This is a genomic window from Pseudonocardia sp., assembly GCF_050250275.1.
GTDB lineage: Bacteria > Actinomycetota > Actinomycetes > Mycobacteriales > Pseudonocardiaceae > Pseudonocardia.
This window is the reverse complement of record NZ_JBFWOY010000005.1, coordinates 24,169-40,159: the sequence shown is the minus strand read 5'-3', so window position 1 is coordinate 40,159 and position 15,991 is coordinate 24,169. Positions and strand designations below refer to the sequence as shown.

General features: G+C 71.5%; 14 protein-coding genes. 6 read left to right on the top strand and 8 right to left on the bottom strand.

Annotated elements, in window-relative coordinates; translation table 11 throughout:
* Window positions 1-95: 95 nt before the first annotated feature.
* The 3 genes from AB7F12_RS06730 to AB7F12_RS06720 are packed head-to-tail and all read left to right on the top strand — an operon-like array spanning window position 96 to window position 2,697.
* Window positions 96-620: a VOC family protein gene (locus AB7F12_RS06730; RefSeq protein ID WP_428497627.1), complete on the top strand. Its 525-nt coding sequence runs from the start codon at window positions 96-98 to the stop codon at window positions 618-620.
* The gene (locus tag AB7F12_RS06725; RefSeq protein ID WP_428497626.1) at window positions 617-1,786 is read left to right on the top strand and encodes a luciferase family protein; all 1,170 of its coding nucleotides are present in this window, start codon (window positions 617-619) and stop codon (window positions 1,784-1,786) included. Before AB7F12_RS06730 ends, AB7F12_RS06725 begins: the two co-directional genes overlap by 4 nt.
* Complete coding sequence (locus AB7F12_RS06720; protein WP_428497625.1) at window positions 1,783-2,697, top strand: adenylyltransferase/cytidyltransferase family protein; 915 nt, start codon at window positions 1,783-1,785, stop codon at window positions 2,695-2,697. The genes AB7F12_RS06725 and AB7F12_RS06720 overlap by 4 nt, the downstream gene beginning before the upstream one ends.
* 913 nt (window positions 2,698-3,610) lie before the next feature.
* Here the strand turns inward: AB7F12_RS06720 and AB7F12_RS06715 are convergent.
* Entirely contained in the window at window positions 3,611-4,402 is a 792-nt protein-coding gene (locus tag AB7F12_RS06715) for a class I SAM-dependent methyltransferase (RefSeq protein WP_428497624.1), read from the bottom strand.
* A gap of 258 nt (window positions 4,403-4,660) precedes the next feature.
* Between AB7F12_RS06715 and AB7F12_RS06710 the strand changes: the two genes are divergently transcribed.
* Window positions 4,661-5,155 carry a DUF1059 domain-containing protein gene (locus AB7F12_RS06710; protein ID WP_428497623.1) on the top strand — a complete coding sequence of 165 codons (495 nt, stop codon included), beginning with the start codon at window positions 4,661-4,663 and terminating at the stop codon, window positions 5,153-5,155.
* 66 nt (window positions 5,156-5,221) lie between these two features.
* Here the strand turns inward: AB7F12_RS06710 and AB7F12_RS06705 are convergent, their stop codons facing one another.
* The 6 genes from AB7F12_RS06705 to AB7F12_RS06680 form a co-directional block, all read right to left on the bottom strand.
* The gene (locus AB7F12_RS06705; RefSeq protein WP_428497622.1) at window positions 5,222-5,884 is read right to left on the bottom strand and encodes a 3-oxoacid CoA-transferase subunit B; all 663 of its coding nucleotides are present in this window, start codon (window positions 5,882-5,884) and stop codon (window positions 5,222-5,224) included.
* Window positions 5,881-6,558: a 3-oxoacid CoA-transferase subunit A gene (locus AB7F12_RS06700; RefSeq protein ID WP_428497621.1), complete on the bottom strand. Its 678-nt coding sequence runs from the start codon at window positions 6,556-6,558 to the stop codon at window positions 5,881-5,883. Before AB7F12_RS06700 ends, AB7F12_RS06705 begins: the two co-directional genes overlap by 4 nt.
* Entirely contained in the window at window positions 6,555-7,748 is a 1,194-nt protein-coding gene (locus AB7F12_RS06695; protein ID WP_428497620.1) for a thiolase family protein, read from the bottom strand. The genes AB7F12_RS06700 and AB7F12_RS06695 overlap by 4 nt, the downstream gene beginning before the upstream one ends.
* Window positions 7,749-7,875: 127 nt before the next feature.
* Window positions 7,876-9,090, bottom strand: coding sequence for an MFS transporter (locus AB7F12_RS06690; RefSeq protein ID WP_428497619.1), 1,215 nt, complete (start codon window positions 9,088-9,090; stop codon window positions 7,876-7,878).
* A 79-nt stretch (window positions 9,091-9,169) separates the two neighbouring features.
* Entirely contained in the window at window positions 9,170-10,069 is a 900-nt protein-coding gene (gene ppk2 / locus AB7F12_RS06685) for a polyphosphate kinase 2 (RefSeq protein ID WP_428497618.1), read from the bottom strand.
* A gap of 89 nt (window positions 10,070-10,158) precedes the next feature.
* Window positions 10,159-11,976 carry a glycoside hydrolase family 15 protein gene (locus AB7F12_RS06680; RefSeq protein WP_428497617.1) on the bottom strand — a complete coding sequence of 606 codons (1,818 nt, stop codon included), beginning with the start codon at window positions 11,974-11,976 and terminating at the stop codon, window positions 10,159-10,161.
* A 226-nt stretch (window positions 11,977-12,202) separates the two neighbouring features.
* Between AB7F12_RS06680 and AB7F12_RS06675 the strand changes: the two genes are divergently transcribed.
* Window positions 12,203-13,099, top strand: coding sequence for a CPBP family intramembrane glutamic endopeptidase (locus tag AB7F12_RS06675; RefSeq protein WP_428497616.1), 897 nt, complete (start codon window positions 12,203-12,205; stop codon window positions 13,097-13,099).
* A gap of 175 nt (window positions 13,100-13,274) precedes the next feature.
* Entirely contained in the window at window positions 13,275-14,447 is a 1,173-nt protein-coding gene (locus tag AB7F12_RS06670) for a CaiB/BaiF CoA transferase family protein (RefSeq protein ID WP_428497615.1), read from the top strand.
* On the opposite strand, the gene AB7F12_RS06665 is transcribed toward AB7F12_RS06670, so the two are convergent.
* Entirely contained in the window at window positions 14,410-15,702 is a 1,293-nt protein-coding gene (locus tag AB7F12_RS06665) for an MFS transporter (protein WP_428497614.1), read from the bottom strand. The two genes, AB7F12_RS06670 and AB7F12_RS06665, sit on opposite strands and share 38 nt — an antisense overlap.
* Window positions 15,703-15,991: the final 289 nt, after the last annotated feature.

Here is a 15,991-nt window from a genome sequence, read left to right as displayed (position 1 = left end):
TCGTTGCGCAGGGGCGGCACGGAAGCCAACCCTCAGCCAAATATGCGCAGTTCCCGCGAACACAGCTCCTCGAGCTCCCGACCTAGGAGGACACAATGTCGGAACCGATCCTGGCGCTACGTGCCAACCACGTGGTGCTCATGGTCTCTGATCTCGAGCGTTCCGTGACGTTCTGGACCACCGCGTTCGCCATGGACGTGATTGCGCGAGAGCCGCGCGCGAACGCTGCGTTCCTGCGTCTTCGGCTCTCACGAAACCACCATGACCTCGGCCTGTTCGGTCTCGGCGCCGATGCTCCCCGACGGAGTTCCGGCACCGTTGGCATGTACCACATCGCATGGCAGGTCGACACCGTCGACGACCTCGAGACCGCACGCCTCGCTCTCGCCCAGATCGGCGCATACACCGGCGAGTCGAGCCACGGCGCGACGAAGAGCATCTACGGCACGGACCCGGACGGCAACGAGTTCGAGGTGATGTGGATGTTGCCGCGTGAAGAGTGGGGCGAGTACGAACGGCTCGCTCCGGTCGACCACCTCAACCTGGGCGCCGAGGTCGCCCGTTGGTCCGGGGTGTCCACCGGGGCCGTCGGCAGCGGACTCGTCGGCGGCGCGTCATGACCGCCGCCCCGGCCTTTCCCACACCGGTCGTTCTGACGCGGGGGAACACCGACACTGCCAATCCTCTGGTGGTGCTCCTCCACGGACGAGGCGCGGCTGAGCGGGATGTGATCGGCCTTGCCGATGCACTTCCGATCGGCCCTGCCTACGTGGCGGTACGTGCGCCCATCGCCGAGGGCCATGGCTTTGCCTGGTTCGCGAATCGTGGCATCGGACGACCGCACGCGGACTCGTTGCGGGCCACGATGAATTGGTTTCGCGACTGGCTCGAGCCAGTCGCGCCGGCGGAGCGACCCGTGTTGCTCATCGGCTTCAGCGGCGGCGCCGCCTTCGCGGGTGGTCTGGTCCTCGACGATCCCATCCGGTTCGCAGGCGCGGCGATCTTGTGCGGGACCATCCCGTTCGATGCGGGTGTGCCCACAACGCCGGCTCGACTCAGCGGCCTACCCGTCTTCCTCGCGCACGGCGCCGATGACACGGTGATCCCGCGCGACCTGCAGGACCGGACCTGGCGCTATCTCACCACCGAGTCGGGCGCACCGACCGTCGCGCGGAAGGACGCAGTCGGTCACTCACTCGCGACGGAGGCAGTCACGCATCTGTCAGCGTGGATCCAGGACAGGGTGTCGCACCTCGCGATGCGGTCGGCCGGTGACGGCGCAGCGGCGGACGACTCGTGCCGGTGGTCCGGTATCCGGGGAGGAGCGCTGCCGCCACGGCGGGGTCCTCGGCCCCAGGTATCGACCTCGATTCCACAGCAGCAGACCTCCGACAACGCGCCGCCCGAGATTCAGCAGCAGCTGTTCGCCGAGCTCAGCTCATTGCCGGGGGTTACCACCAGACAGTCGGTCCTGTCCGTGCCGGGCGCAAGCGGCTTCATGCTCGCCGACGGCAACGGGCCGGCCGACGCCTTCCTCGTCGTGTCGGCCGGCGAGTTCGCGCACCTGCACCCGTCGTACGACGGCTCGATGCACCTCGCGCTACCCGGTCGCTTGGCTGCCGACGCGGTCGAGAAGGGATGGGCAGTCGCGCACCCGCTCGCAGGTACCCGGCTTACTCCGGGGATGGTGCTGATCTACGGACCCCGCGACGCCGAGGAGCTCGCAATCGTCGCGGGGATCGCCCGCACCTCTCACGATTACGCTTCCGGCGGACAGCTGTCATGAGCCTTCTCCGCCCTCTGGCGCGCACCGATGGCTGGTCGAAGAGCGCAGGTGCGATCAGTGCTGGTGATCTGAGTAGGCCGACCGGCGCCAGACTCCACAGCGGAGTCGATGAGTTGCCACCCGCTCTGCGGGGCGGGATCGTGGCCATCGGGCAGTTCGACGGGGTGCACCGTGGGCACCGCGAGCTCGTATCCCGAGCTCGGAGGAGGGCCGACGAACTCAGTGTCGCCGCGGGCGTCGTGACGTTCAGCCGTCACCCGGCCTCGCTCCTCAGGCCGTTGGAGGAACCGCCATCGTTGTGCACGCTGCAGGACAAGGTCGAGATGCTGGTCGACTGTGGCGCGGACTTCGTCATCGCACTGCCGGTCTCGGCCCAGCTGCTTCAGACCCCGCCGGCGGACTTCGTCACGACGACCCTCCTGCGGGATCTGCAGGCGCGGTCGATCGTCGTGGGAGCGAACTTCCGGTTCGGTCACAAAGCCGCAGGAGACGCCGGGCTGCTGCGAGAAATCGGCCGAGCTCACGGTACGGACGTGGTGATCGTGGACCTGCTCGACGTCGACGAGGGCCCCGTCTCGTCAACCCGAATCCGGGGACTCATCGCCGCGGGCCACGTACATGCCGCCGCGCGCCTTCTCGGTCGGGAACACTGCCTCGATTCAGTCGTGACGGCACACCGACAGGGCGTCATCACCGCCTGCTTCCACGCCGGCGTGATGTCACCCGCGCCGGGTGTCTACGAGGTTGCCGTCGAAGACTTGACCAGCCTGAACAGGACCCGGCGAGCCACGACCGCCACCATCGGGCCCGCCCGCGCAGCGCGCATCCTCGCGTCTCCCTCCTTCGCCCGGCCGCCGGTCGACGGGCAGATGCGTCTCAGCTTTCTCGGACGTGTGCCCGCAGGGGCATGACCCGGTGACGGCACCGTCAGGGTCGAGCGCTCATAGAGGTGGCGCGCGCCGCATCCGACGGCACGCAGCGAAACGTTCACCAGTGGGCCGGAATGCGTACCTTATCGATTGTTTAAGGAGCGGACCTCGGTCGGCTGGGACGCGAAGAGCCTCTGAAGGTCCTGAATCCGGATCCGCGGCCGGCTCACGCCCTCACCGGCGTCGGTGAGCCACGTCCGGGGTGGCCTCGCGTCGCCCTTCCAGTAACGTTGGCCGGTGGCTCTCGCTTCCGGGCGGCGAGTCGAACGTGGTGGTCTTCGAGATGCCTGGGATCAACACGTCGAGCGTCGCAATCCGGATTGACGTGCCGACGCACTCGGGATAGACGGCGCTCACCCGGCGCGCATACTCTTTTGTGGCCGGGTCAGCACCCTGTAAACGGCAGTTGACAGATCTCGGGGGTTTCCCAGGTCGGTAGGCCCGGCCCGCTGTCGAACGGAGTCGCAGATGCCTCCAGTGGTCAGATTCCCCATCACGGAATCTTACGCGATCGACTCAAAGAATTCGGAATCTCCTTTATTCGGTGAGTCCGAGACCTGCGGTGACGGCCCAGTACCTCGCCGGCGCTTACCGCGACGTTCCCGCCAGCGAGTCCGCAGTCGGTGCCGCGCTCCATCCTCATTCGCTGCCGATCGGTCTCCTGCAGGGTGCATTTCGCAGAATTCTTAGCGCTGTGCGGTTCGACCCCTTCGTCATGGGCGAGATCTCCTATTAACGTCGCGCTGGAACTCGAGTGCCCGCGCGTTTTCGGCTACCACGTCGGTGGTCGCCACTCGGCGCCACTCGTTCGTCGACGGGGCAAACCGGATGATCTCGTGGAACACCAAGCGGCACCTGACCATCGAGGTCGGCCGCCACACCTGCCTGATGCGTCCTACGTGCGGGCCTCGACGAGGAAGGCGGCCATCTCGCCGCTGACCGGGCCGTCGCCGAGCATCGTCGTCATCGCCGCGGCGACGGGATCCACCGCCGCCTGCGGCTCTCCGCGCTCGGCCAGTTGCGCCCGCAGCGGGCTGCCGAGGCAGAAGCCCCGGGCGACGTCGGCCGCGGACGGCGCCGTCCCGACCCGGACCACGCGCTCGACGCTCACCTCGGCGAACCCCGAGAGGTCCGCGCGGATGCGGTCCGGGTCGGCGTAGCCGTGCGGGACGGCGCGGATGAAGGTCGGCGGGTCGTCGGGAAACGTCTTCTCGACGGCCCGGGTGAGCGCCGCGCCGAACGCGTGGGTCTCGACGGTGTCCCAGATCGTGGCCAGGAACCGGCCCCCGGGCGCCAGTACCCGCCGGATCTCGGCCGCGGCGGCCGGCTTGTCGGGGAAGAACATCACCCCGAACCCGCAGACGACGAGGTCGACGGCGTCGTCGTCGACGGGCAGCGCCATGACGTCCGCCTGCTCCCACCTTGCCCGCGACTCCCGCTCGGCACCGTGGGCGACCATGGCGGCGTTGAGGTCCGTCGCGAGCAGGTCGACGCCCGGCAGCGCGTCGGCCAGCGCCCGGGTGACGACCCCGGTGCCGGCCGCCACCTCCAGCACCCGTCGCGGGGCGAGCGCCGCGGCCCGCTCCGCGACGAGTGTCGCGAAGGGGGCGAAGACGGCCGTTTCGAGTCCTTCGGCGTAGGCCGCGGGCATGTCGTCCACCCACAGCCGGTCCCGCTCGGTCGACATCGCCCGCAAGGTACGCCGGTCGGGAACGTGCCGGAACGGGAGAAGGGCCCGACGTGTCCTGCGGAGCGCCGGCTCGCTCGTCGTGGTCGTTCGGTGCGGGGCAGGGCGGGCACTTGTAGCAGGGCGGGGAGGTTGTGGCGTGGGGCCTCGGCCGTTCGGGGAAACCGGATCCGGCTATCGACATCACCGGGGCGGGGGTCTTGGGTCGGTGTCCCGGCGCACCCGCGCCGGGTCGGCCTGAGTGCGGAGGTGGGGTACGTGGCCAGGGTGACTCTCGATTGCCGGTCGGTTCCGAGCGAGTCGAACTGCTCGCTGACCATCAGCGGTGAGCCCGACGAGGTGCTGCGGGCGGCGGCCGCCCACGCGGTGGACGTGCACGGACACGTCGACGGCGCCGAGCTGCGTGAGGGCCTGCGCACGGCGCTGAGCGAGGCCGCCGCCCTCGACGTGGAGCCGGGGGCGTTCGTCCAGCTCATCGAGTTCAGCACCGACCGGATCGACGAGCTCCGCAGCCTCGAACAGCAGTGGTTGGACGAGATCGGGTCCGACCGGACCGCTGTCTGGGGCCTCGTCGGGTCGGACCGGTCCGAGCCGAGACGCTACGTCCAGGTCGTGGGCTTCCCGGATGCCGAGATGGCGGCCGCCAACTCGAAGCATCCGGCGACCGGCCGGATCGCCGAGCAGTTGCGCGCGCTGTGCGACGACGATCCGGTCTTCCGCGACCTGGACGTGCGCGAGGTGCAGGTGTTCTGACGGCAGGAGGGGCCCGTCGCGTCGAGGTCGGTGCTCGCGCGGCGGGCCGCCGGGGATGTCGGCGCGTCAGCCGACGGCCGCGTCGATGTCGAGCTGGACCGGTCCCAGTCTGCGGACGAGCTCGGCAGGTGTGATGCCGTGGACGTCCAGGACGCGGACCCCGCCCGGGCCGACCGCGAAGGTGGCGAGGTCGGTGTAGACGCGGTCGATGCAGCCGACGCCCGTCAGCGGATAGGTGCACGTCGGTACCAGTTTGGGCGCGCCCTGCTTGTCGAACAACGTCATCATCACCCAGACGCGTTCGGCGCCGATGGCGAGGTCCATGGCACCACCGACGGCGGGGATGGCGTCCGGGGCGCCGGTGTGCCAGTTGGCGAGGTCGCCGCCCGCGGAGACCTGGAACGCGCCGAGGACGCAGATGTCGAGGTGGCCGCCGCGCATCATCGCGAAGGAGTCTGCCTGATGGAAGTAGGCGGCCCCGGGGAGTTCGGTGACGGGGATCTTGCCGGCGTTGGTCAGGTCGGGGTCGATGTCGTCGCCGTGGGCGGCGGGGCCCATCGCGAGCATGCCGTTCTCGGTGTGCAGGACCACCCCGGAGCCGCGGGGGAGGTGGTCGGCGACGAGGGTCGGCTGCCCGATGCCGAGGTTGACGTAGGCGCCGTCGGGGTGGTGGTCGGTGATGTCGCGGGCGATGGCGGCCGCGATGTCGTCCTTCGTGCGGGCGGTCATGCGGCGGCCTCCTGGGTGGCGGGGACGATGCGGTCGACGTAGACCCCGGGGGTGACCACGGACTCGGGGTCGAGGGCGCCGGCGTCGACGACGCGGTCGACCTGGACGGCCACGGTGCGCGCGGCGGTGGCCATGACGGGGCCGAAGTTGCGGGCCGTCTTGCGGTAGACGAGGTTGCCCATCCGGTCGGCGACGTGGGCCTTGATCAGCGCGAGGTCGCCGCGGATCGGGTACTCGAGCAGGTAGGTGCGGCCGTCGATCTCCCGGACCTCCTTGCCCTCGGCCAGCGGGGTGCCGACCGAGGTGGGGCTGTAGAAGGCGCCGATGCCCGCGCCCGCTGCGCGCATGCGCTCGGCGAGGTTGCCCTGGGGGACGAGTTCCAGCTCGATCCGGCCGGTGCGGTAGAGGTCGTCGAACACCCAGGAGTCGGCCTGGCGCGGGAAGGAGCAGATGATCTTGCGGACCCGGCCGGTCGCGAGCAGCGCGGCCAGCCCGGTGTCGCCGTTGCCGGCGTTGTTGGAGACGATGGTGAGGTCACCGGCGCCCTGCCGGATGAGGGCGTCGACGAGCTCGACGGGCATGCCGGCCATGCCGAACCCGCCGACGAGGACGGTCGAGCCGTCGGCGGTGCCGGCGACGGCCTCGTCGTATCCGTCGTGGATGCGGGCGGTCACGACCGTGCCCCGGCGACGTTCTCGAGGACGACGGCGAGTGCCTGGCCGACGCCGATGCAGATGGCGGCCACGCCCCACCGGTCGCCCGACTCGTGCAGCCGCGCGGCGAGGGTTCCGAGGATGCGGGCGCCGGACGCGCCGAGCGGGTGGCCGACGGCGATCGCGCCGCCCTTGGAGTTGACGATGCCGGGGTCGATCTTCCAGGCGTCGACGCAGGCCAGCGACTGTGCGGCGAAGGCTTCGTTGAGCTCGACGGCGCCGACGTCGGCCCAGCCGATGCCGGCCCTGGCGAGGGCGCGTTCGGCGGCCTCGACGGGTGCGAAGCCGAACTCGCGGGGGTCGAGGGCGTGCACGCCGCGGCCGGCGATGCGGGCGACGGGGTCGGCGCCGATGCGGGCGCCGGCGTCGGCGGTGCCGAGCAGGAGCGCGGCGGCGCCGTCGTTGAGGGGGCTGGCGTTGCCGGCGGTGATCGTCCCGTCGGGGCGGAAGGCGGGCTTGAGCCCGGCGAGGGTGTCGGGGGTGGAGCCGTCGCGGATGCTCTCGTCGCGCGCCAGGGTGGTGCCGGGGACGGCGACGACCAGGTCGTCGTAGAAGCCGTCGGCCCAGGCCTGGGCGGCGAGCTGGTGGGAGCGGGCGGCGAACTCGTCCTGGCGGCGGCGTGAGAGGGCGAAGCGGTCCACGAGCTGCTCGTTGCACTCGCCGAGCGAGACCGTCCATTCCGCGGGCATGCGGTCGTTGACCAGCCGCCAGCCGAGTGTGGTCGACACGGCGGTGACGTCGCCGGCGGGGAAGGCGCGTGAGGGCTTGGGGAGCACCCACGGTGCCCTGGTCATCGACTCGACGCCGCCGGCGACGACGATGTCGGCGTCGCCGACCTCGATGGCGCGCGAGGCCTGGATCGCGGCGTCGAGTGAGGAGCCGCAGAGCCGGTTCACGGTGGTGGCGGGGACCGACACGGGTAGTCCGGCCAGCAGGACGGCCATGCGGCCGACGTCGCGGTTGTCCTCACCGGCCTGGTTGGCGCATCCCCAGAAGACGTCGCCGACGAGCTGCGGGTCGAGGGCGGGGGTCTTCGACAGCACGCCGGTGAGCGCGGCGGCGGCGAGGTCGTCGGGTCGGACGCCGGCGAGTCCGCCGCCGAAGCGCCCGAACGCCGTGCGGGCGCTCGCGTAGAGGTAGCTGGACGTCATGTCTCGACGGTAGGAACCCCGGCCCATCACGTCCAATACTCATCGGTGGCCCATTGATAAGAGGGACGCATCGAAGCGTGCGGGTGCGGCGCCGCCGTCCCCGCCCGGCGTTCCCACCGGCCGCCGCTCACGCCCGTTCCGGGAGCCCCGGGTCCGGCCGGACCGGGCGCCCGAACCGCCGCATGGCGACGGCGCCGACGACCGGGCCGGGAGCGAGGAGCAGGAACGCGAACTGCCATCCGACACCCTCCGCGAGCACCGGGACGAGCTGGATGCTCACGACGGTGAGCAGGAACCCGGACGCGGTCTGCGCGGCGAGGGCGGTGCCGACGAAACGCGGGTCCGCGACCTCGGACAGCGACGTCGAGAACACGCCCGAGTCGGCGACGACCGCCGCACCCCACACTGCGCCGAACGCGGCGAGCGCGACCGGGCCCGCGCCGAACGCGAGCGGTGACAGCAGGCAGCAGGCGCCGCTGACGACGAGGGCGGTGACGGCGGTGGGGGAACGCCCGTGGCGGTCGGCGCCCCACCCGCCCACGAGGCAGCCCACCGCGCCCGCGATCCCCATCGTGAGGAACACGACGACCGCGGTACCGGACCCGAACCCGTCCGGCACGGCCAGCAGGAACGCCGGGAACCACGTCCACAGTGCGTAGAGCTCCCACATGTGACCGAGGTAGCCGAGCGTCGCCAGGCGGGGGCCGCGCTGCCTGAACATCGTCAGCCCGTAGGCGGCGTTGCGGGTCGGGGCGGACGCGGCCAGGTGCGGACCGGGCCGGACGAACGCCAGCGACACGACCGCCCCGAGCGTCCCGACCCCCGCGGCGATCCAGAGGACGGCCTGCCACGGCAGCGGCCCGAACCCGGCGATGAGGTGGGGCAGCAGGGAGCCGACGGTCAGTGCCGCGATCAGCAGCCCGAGCGCACGGCCGCGCCCCGAGCTGTCCGACCACGACGCCATGACCTTCAAACCGACGGGATACACCCCGGCGAGGAACACCCCCGTCAGGAAGCGCAGCGGGACCGCCCCGGCCAGGCCGTCGACGAACAGCGGCAGGCAGGTCGTCGTCAGCGCCGCGAGGAACGCCGACGCCGCCAGCAGGACGTGCGGGCGGATGCGGTCGGACAGGTTGAGGGCCGTCGACCCCAGTGCGCCTGCGACGAACCCGAGCTGCGCCGACGCCGTCAGCCACACCGCGGCGGCCGCCGAGATGCCCCATTCCGTGCGCAGGCTCGGCACCACCGCGGACAGCGAGAACCACACCGCCAGCCCGAGGACCTGGACGAGCGCGACGAGCCGGCGCTGCCGCCGGGCCCGCGCAGCCGCAACGTCGGTCATGACCGCTCCCTCCCGGCGCAGGTGCCTCCCGACGCCGGCCGGTGGCGAGGGTGTCCATGCGGTGGGTGACGTCGAGCAGTCAGTCCTTGATCGAGTCCCGGCCGCGTTGCACGAGCTGCGGGTCGGCCGGGTAGACCAGCGACGGGTCCTTTCCGGCGTAGTCGAACTGGTTGAGGAAGAAGCGCATCGCGGCGATCCGGCCGCGCTTCTTGTCGTTGCTCTTGATCGACGTCCACGGCGCGAGGTCGATGTCGGTGTGCTCGATCATCGCCTCCTTGGCCGCGGTGTAGTCGTCCCAGCGGTCGAGCGACTCGATGTCCATCGCGGAGAGCTTCCAGCGCCGGACGGGGTCGATCTGGCGGATGGCGAAGCGGGTGCGCTGCTCGGAGCGGGTCACGGAGAACCACAGCTTGGTGAGGGTGAAGCCGCTCTCGATCAGCATCTCCTCGAACAGCGGGGCCTGGCGCAGGAAGATCTCGTACTCGCGGTCGGTGCAGAAGCCCATGACGCGTTCGACGCCGGCGCGGTTGTACCAGGAGCGGTCGAACAGCACGATCTCCCCGGCGGTGGGGAGCTGGGTGACGTAGCGGTGGAAGTACCACTGCCCGCGCTCGGTCTCCGTGGGCTTGTTCAGTGCGACGACCCGGGCGGCGCGCGGGTTGAGGTGTTCCAGGAAGCGCTTGATCGTGCCGCCCTTGCCGGCGGCGTCGCGCCCCTCGAAGAGGATGACGTGCTTGGCGCCGACGTCCTGGGTCCAGTACTGGAACTTCAGGAGCTCGACCTGCAGCTGGTACTTCTCGGCCTCGTAGGCGTCGCGGTCGAGGCGCTCGTCGTAGGGGTAGTCCTCGAGCCAGGTCTCGACGGGGTCGCCACCCGGGTCGATGAGGTCGGGGTCGGAGCCGTGCGCGTCGTGGCGCACGCTGTAGCCGTCGCGGAGCAGGTGGTCCAGGTACTCACGGAAGTTGCCGTGGATCATCATCGGGACGTCTCCCAGCGCGGTGAGCGGTGTGCGGCCAGCCTGGTCGCACCCGGGGTCGCCCGCAACGTGTCGTCCGCCGCCGCGGCCGGTCAGTCGCCGAGCGCCTTGTCGAGGGTGATCGCGGCGTCGATCAGCGCGAGGTGGGTGAAGGCCTGCGGGAAGTTGCCGATCTGCTCGCCGGTCAGGGCGATCTCCTCGGAGAACAGCCCGACGTGGTTGGCGTAGGTCAGCATCTTCTCGAAGGCCAGCCGCGAGTCCTCCAGGCGCCCGGCGCGGGCCAGCGCGTCGACGTACATGAAGGTGCACAGCGAGAACGTGCCCTCGGAGCCGCGCAGGCCGTCGGGTGAGGCCGCCGGGTCGTAGCGGTAGACGAGGCTGTCGGTGACGAGCTCGTCCTCCATCGCGGCGAGGGTGGAGTGCCACATCGGGTCGGTGGGCACGACGAAGCCGACCGTCGCCATGCGCAGCAGCGACGAGTCGAGCACGTCGTCGTCGTAGTGCTGGACGAACGCCTGGCGGGTCGTGGAGAAGCCGCGCGTCATGATCTGGTCGTAGATCGCGTCGCGGGCCGACGTCCAGCCGGCGATGTCGCCCGGTCGGCCCCGCTCGGTGGCCATCCGGATGCCGCGGTCGAACGCCACCCAGCTCATCAGCCGGCCGTAGGTGAAGTCCTTGCGCCCGCCGCGGGTCTCCCAGATTCCTTCCTCGGGCTGGTCCCAGTTGCGGGCCAGCCAGTCGAGGACCTCACCGATCTGCGTCCAGCCGCGGTGGCCGAAGGAGATGCCGTGCCGGTCGGTGAAGGAGATGCTGTCGAGCGCCTCGCCGTAGATGTCGAGCTGGAGCTGGTCGGCGGCGCCGTTGCCGATCCGGACGGGCCGGGACCCGCGATGCCCCGACCAGTGCGGCAGCTCCTCCTCGACCAGGTCGGACGTGCCGTCGACGCGGTACATGATCTTGAGTGGCGACCCCACGCCGCCCGCCTCGGCGACGCGGTCGCGCAGCCATCCGGCGAACTGTGCCGCCTCGCCGGTGAACCCCATCTTGAGCAGGGCGTACACGCTGAACGACGCGTCGCGTACCCACGTGTACCGGTAGTCCCAGTTGCGTTCGCCGCCGATCTGCTCGGGCAGCGCCGCGGTCGGCGCGGCGACGAGCGCACCCGTCGGCCGGTAGGTCATGAGCTTGAGGGTGATCGCGGAACGGCCCAGCATCTCCCGCCAGCGGCCCCGGTACGTCGAACGCCCGAGCCACATCCGCCAGAAGCCGACGGTCTCGTCGAAGAGCTGCTGCAGGTCGCCGACGCGCAGGTCGCGGGGTGGCCCGTCCGCGCCGGCTTCGAGCACGAACCCGCGCAGGTCGCCGGCGGCGAGGTCGATCCGCACGCCCAGGTCCCCGTCGTCGACCGCCACGTGGGCGAGCTGCGGGTCGCCGGGCTCGCGGACCGAGTGCAGGGTGAGGGTGAGGTCGTCGGTGGCGAACACCGCGCCGTGCTCCCCGATGTGCAGAGCGTGGCGGGCCCGGCCGTAGCCGAACCGCGGCGCGATGTCGACGTCGAACGACATCCGGCCGCGCACGCAGCGCATCATCCGGACGATCCGGTGCCGGCCGGTGACCTCGGGCCCGGCCGGTGGCATGAAGTCCACGACCTCGCCGACGCCGGCCTCGGTGATGAACCGGGTGATGAGCACGGCCGTGTCGGGGTGGTACATCTGCTTGACGTCGTAGGTGCGGAGGGCGGGGCGGATGCGGAAGTGGCCGCCCTTCTCGTCGTCGAGCAGCGCGCCGAACACGCTGGGCGAGTCGAACCGTGGGCAGCAGAACCAGTCGACGGAGCCGTCGGTGCTCACCAGGGCGGCCGTGTGCAGGTCCCCGATCAGCCCGTGTTCCGCGATCGCCGCCTCGACCATTCGCTCCCCCTCGCTCGACCGGGAGGTCAGACTTTCAGCGACAGGACGCGGGCGCCAGGGGCCATTGTGGTCAGCGGGGCCGCGCTGCCCGGTCGGAACCGGCTGCTGCGCCGCGTCACACGATCGAGTGAGCTGCGGTCGTCGCCGGACCTTCGATGTCTACTCTGCTCCCCCGGCGCCCCTCGACGTCGACGACCTGCGATGACTGTGCGGCGGAGAGTTCGACATGACGACTGCGGACGTCGGCACGTGGCCCGGCGAGGCGCGCAAGGGCGTGCTGGCCCGGCACCCGCTGGTGGCTTTCTTCGCGATCGCCGCGGCGGGCGCGTGGGTGGTCGAGCTCCCGGTGATCCTGTCCCGGACCGGGACGGGTCTGCTGCCGTACACGCTGCCCCCGGTCGCGGCGGCGCTGCTGATCGCGGCGGCGACGTTCACGGGACCGACCGTCGCGGCGTTCGTCATGGTCCGGGCGGTGGAGGGGCCGGAGGGTCCCCGGCGGCTGCTGCGTCGGTACGTGCAGTGGCGCGTGAAGCTGCGGTGGTACCTGTTCGTGCTGCTGGTGATCCCGGCGAGCGAGGTCGTCGGGGCGGTCGCCCTGCCCGGGGTGGCGGCCTCGGCGCAGCCGGTGACGTCCGCGCTGGTCCTCGGTTACCCGCTCGCGTTGGTGACGACGTTCTTCCTCGGCGGGCCGCTGGGGGAGGAGCCGGGGTGGCGCGGGTTCGCGCTGTCGCGGCTGCAGGAGCGGTTCGGGCCGCTCGCCGGTAACACGGTCCTGGGGGTGCTCTGGGCGCTGTGGCACTTCCCGCTGTTCTGGACGGGTGTGTGGAACTCCCCGACCCTCGCGAACATGGTCACGTTCGTCGTGATGATCACGCTGCTGACGATCGTGATGGGCTGGGTGTTCAACAACGTCGGCGGCAGCCTCCTGATCACGATGCTCATGCACGCCTCGTTCAACACGTTCGCGAACAAGGTCGTCGCACCGCTGTTCCCGGCACCGCTGCTGGACGACTACGGGTTGCTGCCGGAGCTGGTCGGGTTCGGGCTGGTGGCGGTGATCGTGGTCGTCGCGACGCGCGGCCGGCTGAGCTACCCGGTCCCGCCGCCGGTCGCCCGCGGCTGACCAGCGGGCACCTCCCCGGGGTCGGACCGGGCGGCGCCGTCGGCGCGGCGCTGCCGGCCGGCCCCCGGACCGGGCGGCGCTGCCGGCCGGCCCCCGGACCGGCGCAACGCGCCCACACGGTCGAGGATCGGGTGTGGGGCCGCAGCAGGGTCGCTGCGGCGCGTGAGGAGGGTGCATGGGCGCGCCGTTGGACGGCATCACCGTGGTGGCGTTGGAGCAGGCCATCGCGGCCCCGTTGTGCACCCGGCACCTCGCCGACCTGGGCGCCCGGGTGATCAAGGTCGAGAGCCCCGGTACCGGCGACGCGAGCAGGCACTACGACGGCGTCGTCCGCGGCTTGGCGGCGCACTTCGTGTGGCTCAACCACGGCAAGGAGTCCGCCGAGCTCGACGTGCGCGACGGTCCCGACCGCGCGGTGTTCGAGGCGCTGCTGGGGCGGGCCGACGTCCTGGTCAGCAACCTCGCGCCGGGTGCGCTGGGCCGGCTCGGGTTCGCCCCCGACGACCTGGTGGAGCGCTTCCCGCGGCTGGTCGTCGTCGACATCTCCGGGTACGGCACGGGCGGCCCGCTCGACCACAAGCGGGCCTACGACCTGCTGATCCAGTCCGAAGGCGGGGCGTGCGCGATCACCGGGCTGCCGGGGCAGCCGGCGAAGCCGGGGGTGCCGGTCGCCGACATCGGCACCGCGCTCTACGCGTACTCCGCGGTGCTGGCCGCCCTCTACGACCGGCAGCGGACCGGGCGGGGGACCGTCGTGCGTGTCGCGATGCTCGACGTCCTCGCCGAGATGATGGGCTTCGCGCTCAACACCGTCATGCACGGTGGCGAGATGGTGCCGGTGGGCCTGGGGTCGCCGACGGTCGCGCCCTACGGCGCCTACCCGACGCGCGACGGCGCCACGGTCGTGCTCGGCACCACCAACGACCGGGAGTGGCGACGGCTGACCGAGGACCTGCTGGGTCGCCCCGACCTGGCGGCCGACCCCCGCTTCGCCCGCAACGAGGACCGGGTCGCCCTGCGCGACGAGCTCGACGCGGTCCTGCGGGAGTGGTGCGTGCGTCACGACATCGACGAGGTCCAGCGGCGCGCCGACGAGGCCGGCATCGGCAACGCCCGGCTCAACGACGTCCACGACCTCGCCGGGCACCCGCAGCTCGTGCAGCGGGGGCGCTGGCGGGAGGTGGGTTCGCCGGTGGGCCCGCTGCCGGCGCTCGTCCCGCCCGCGCTGGGGGCGGGCTGGCCGCGCCGCGACGGTCGTGTCCCGGCGCTGGGCGAGCACACCGCCGCGATCCGCGCCGAGGTCGCGGACGTCAGGCGGGAACCGGGTGGTGGTGCTCGTCGTCCATGACCTCGTGGCTGTGCGCCCAGCCGGGCCCGGCCGCGGTGTCGACGTGGGTGTGCAGGACGGGCCGGGTGAGCCGCCGGGGCCAGACGACCAGCGCGGTGACGGCGGCGGACACCCCGAGCCCGAGCAGCACCGCCCAGGTGACGGCGAACCCGGCGGCGGTGCCGAGCCGCCCGGTGAGCGGGTAGGTGAGCAGCCAGCAGGCGTGCGAGAGCGAGAACTGCGCGGCGAACACGGCGGGCCGGTCGTCGAGACGGCCGGCGCGGCGCAGCACGCGCCCGATCGGCATCAGCGTCAGCCCGTTGCCCAGCCCGATACCCGCCCACACCACGCAGGCGGAGCCCCACGACGCCCCCGCGGAGAGCGCGACCGCGCCACCCACGGAGACGAGCGCGATCACCGAACCGGCGAGCATGACGGTGCGCTCGTGGACGACGCGCAGCAGCAGCGGTGCGAGGACGGCGGCGGTGGCGGTGCCGGCGCCCGACACGGCGAGCAGCAGCGCGACGTCGGCCTCCGACCCGGCCAGCAGGTCGCGGACCACGTTGACGGTGCTGACGAGCGTGATCGCGCCGGTGGCGGCGATGACGAGGTCGAACGCGAGCACGGCGCGCAGCGCGGGGACGGTGCCGAACGCCCGCATCCCCGACGACAGTCGATCGCGGAACCTGTCGCGGGAGCTGCGGCGGGCGGCCGGGACCACGGTCGTCACCACGAGCGCCGCCGACACGGCGAACCCGGCCGCGGTGCCGACGAACAGGTCGTGGAACGTGAGGACGGTGAGTGCCACCGCCGCGAGCAGCGGACTCAGAATCGTCTCGGCCGCCGATGCGAACTGTGACGCCGACAGGGCGCGGGTGTAGTCGGACTCGTCGGGGAGAACGTCGGGGAGAACGGACTGGAATGTCGGCGTGAATGCGGCGGATGCCGACTGGAGTACCGCGATGAGTGCGTACACCTGCCAGACCTGGGTGACGAACGGCAGTGCGAGGACGACGAGTCCGCGCACCACGTCGGCGGTCACCATGACCACGCGACGCGGCACCCGGTCGTTCAGTCCGCCGACGATCGGTGAGACCGTCACGTAGGCGATCATCTTGACCGCCAACGCCGTTCCCAGGACGACACCGGCGGACCCGCCGGCGATGTCGTAGGCGAGCAGGCCGAGCGCCACCGTCGCGAGACCGGTGCCGACGAGCGCCACGAGCTGTGCGGCGAACAGCTTCACATAGACCCGGTGGTGCAGCAGCGTGCGCATGTCGTCCTGACGGGAGTTCCTTCGTGGTCGCGGCGCACTGTAACCGCGGAAATGAATTGCGTCGACGGCGTACGTGCCACGGAATTGCAGCAAGGAAATGGCTGCACGTGAATGTTTCCTGCGGCAGGCGGAGGTCTTTCCCCGCGCTCCCCGGACGCTCCGGGGCCACTACGTCCCGCGGCGATCCGCCGTGTCCGGCAGGCTCCCGCGTCGTGTCCGAATCCCGCCAGCGAACGCCCCGGTGGGGGAGCACGGTGGAGGACGTACGAGATCACCGAGAAGGAGGGGA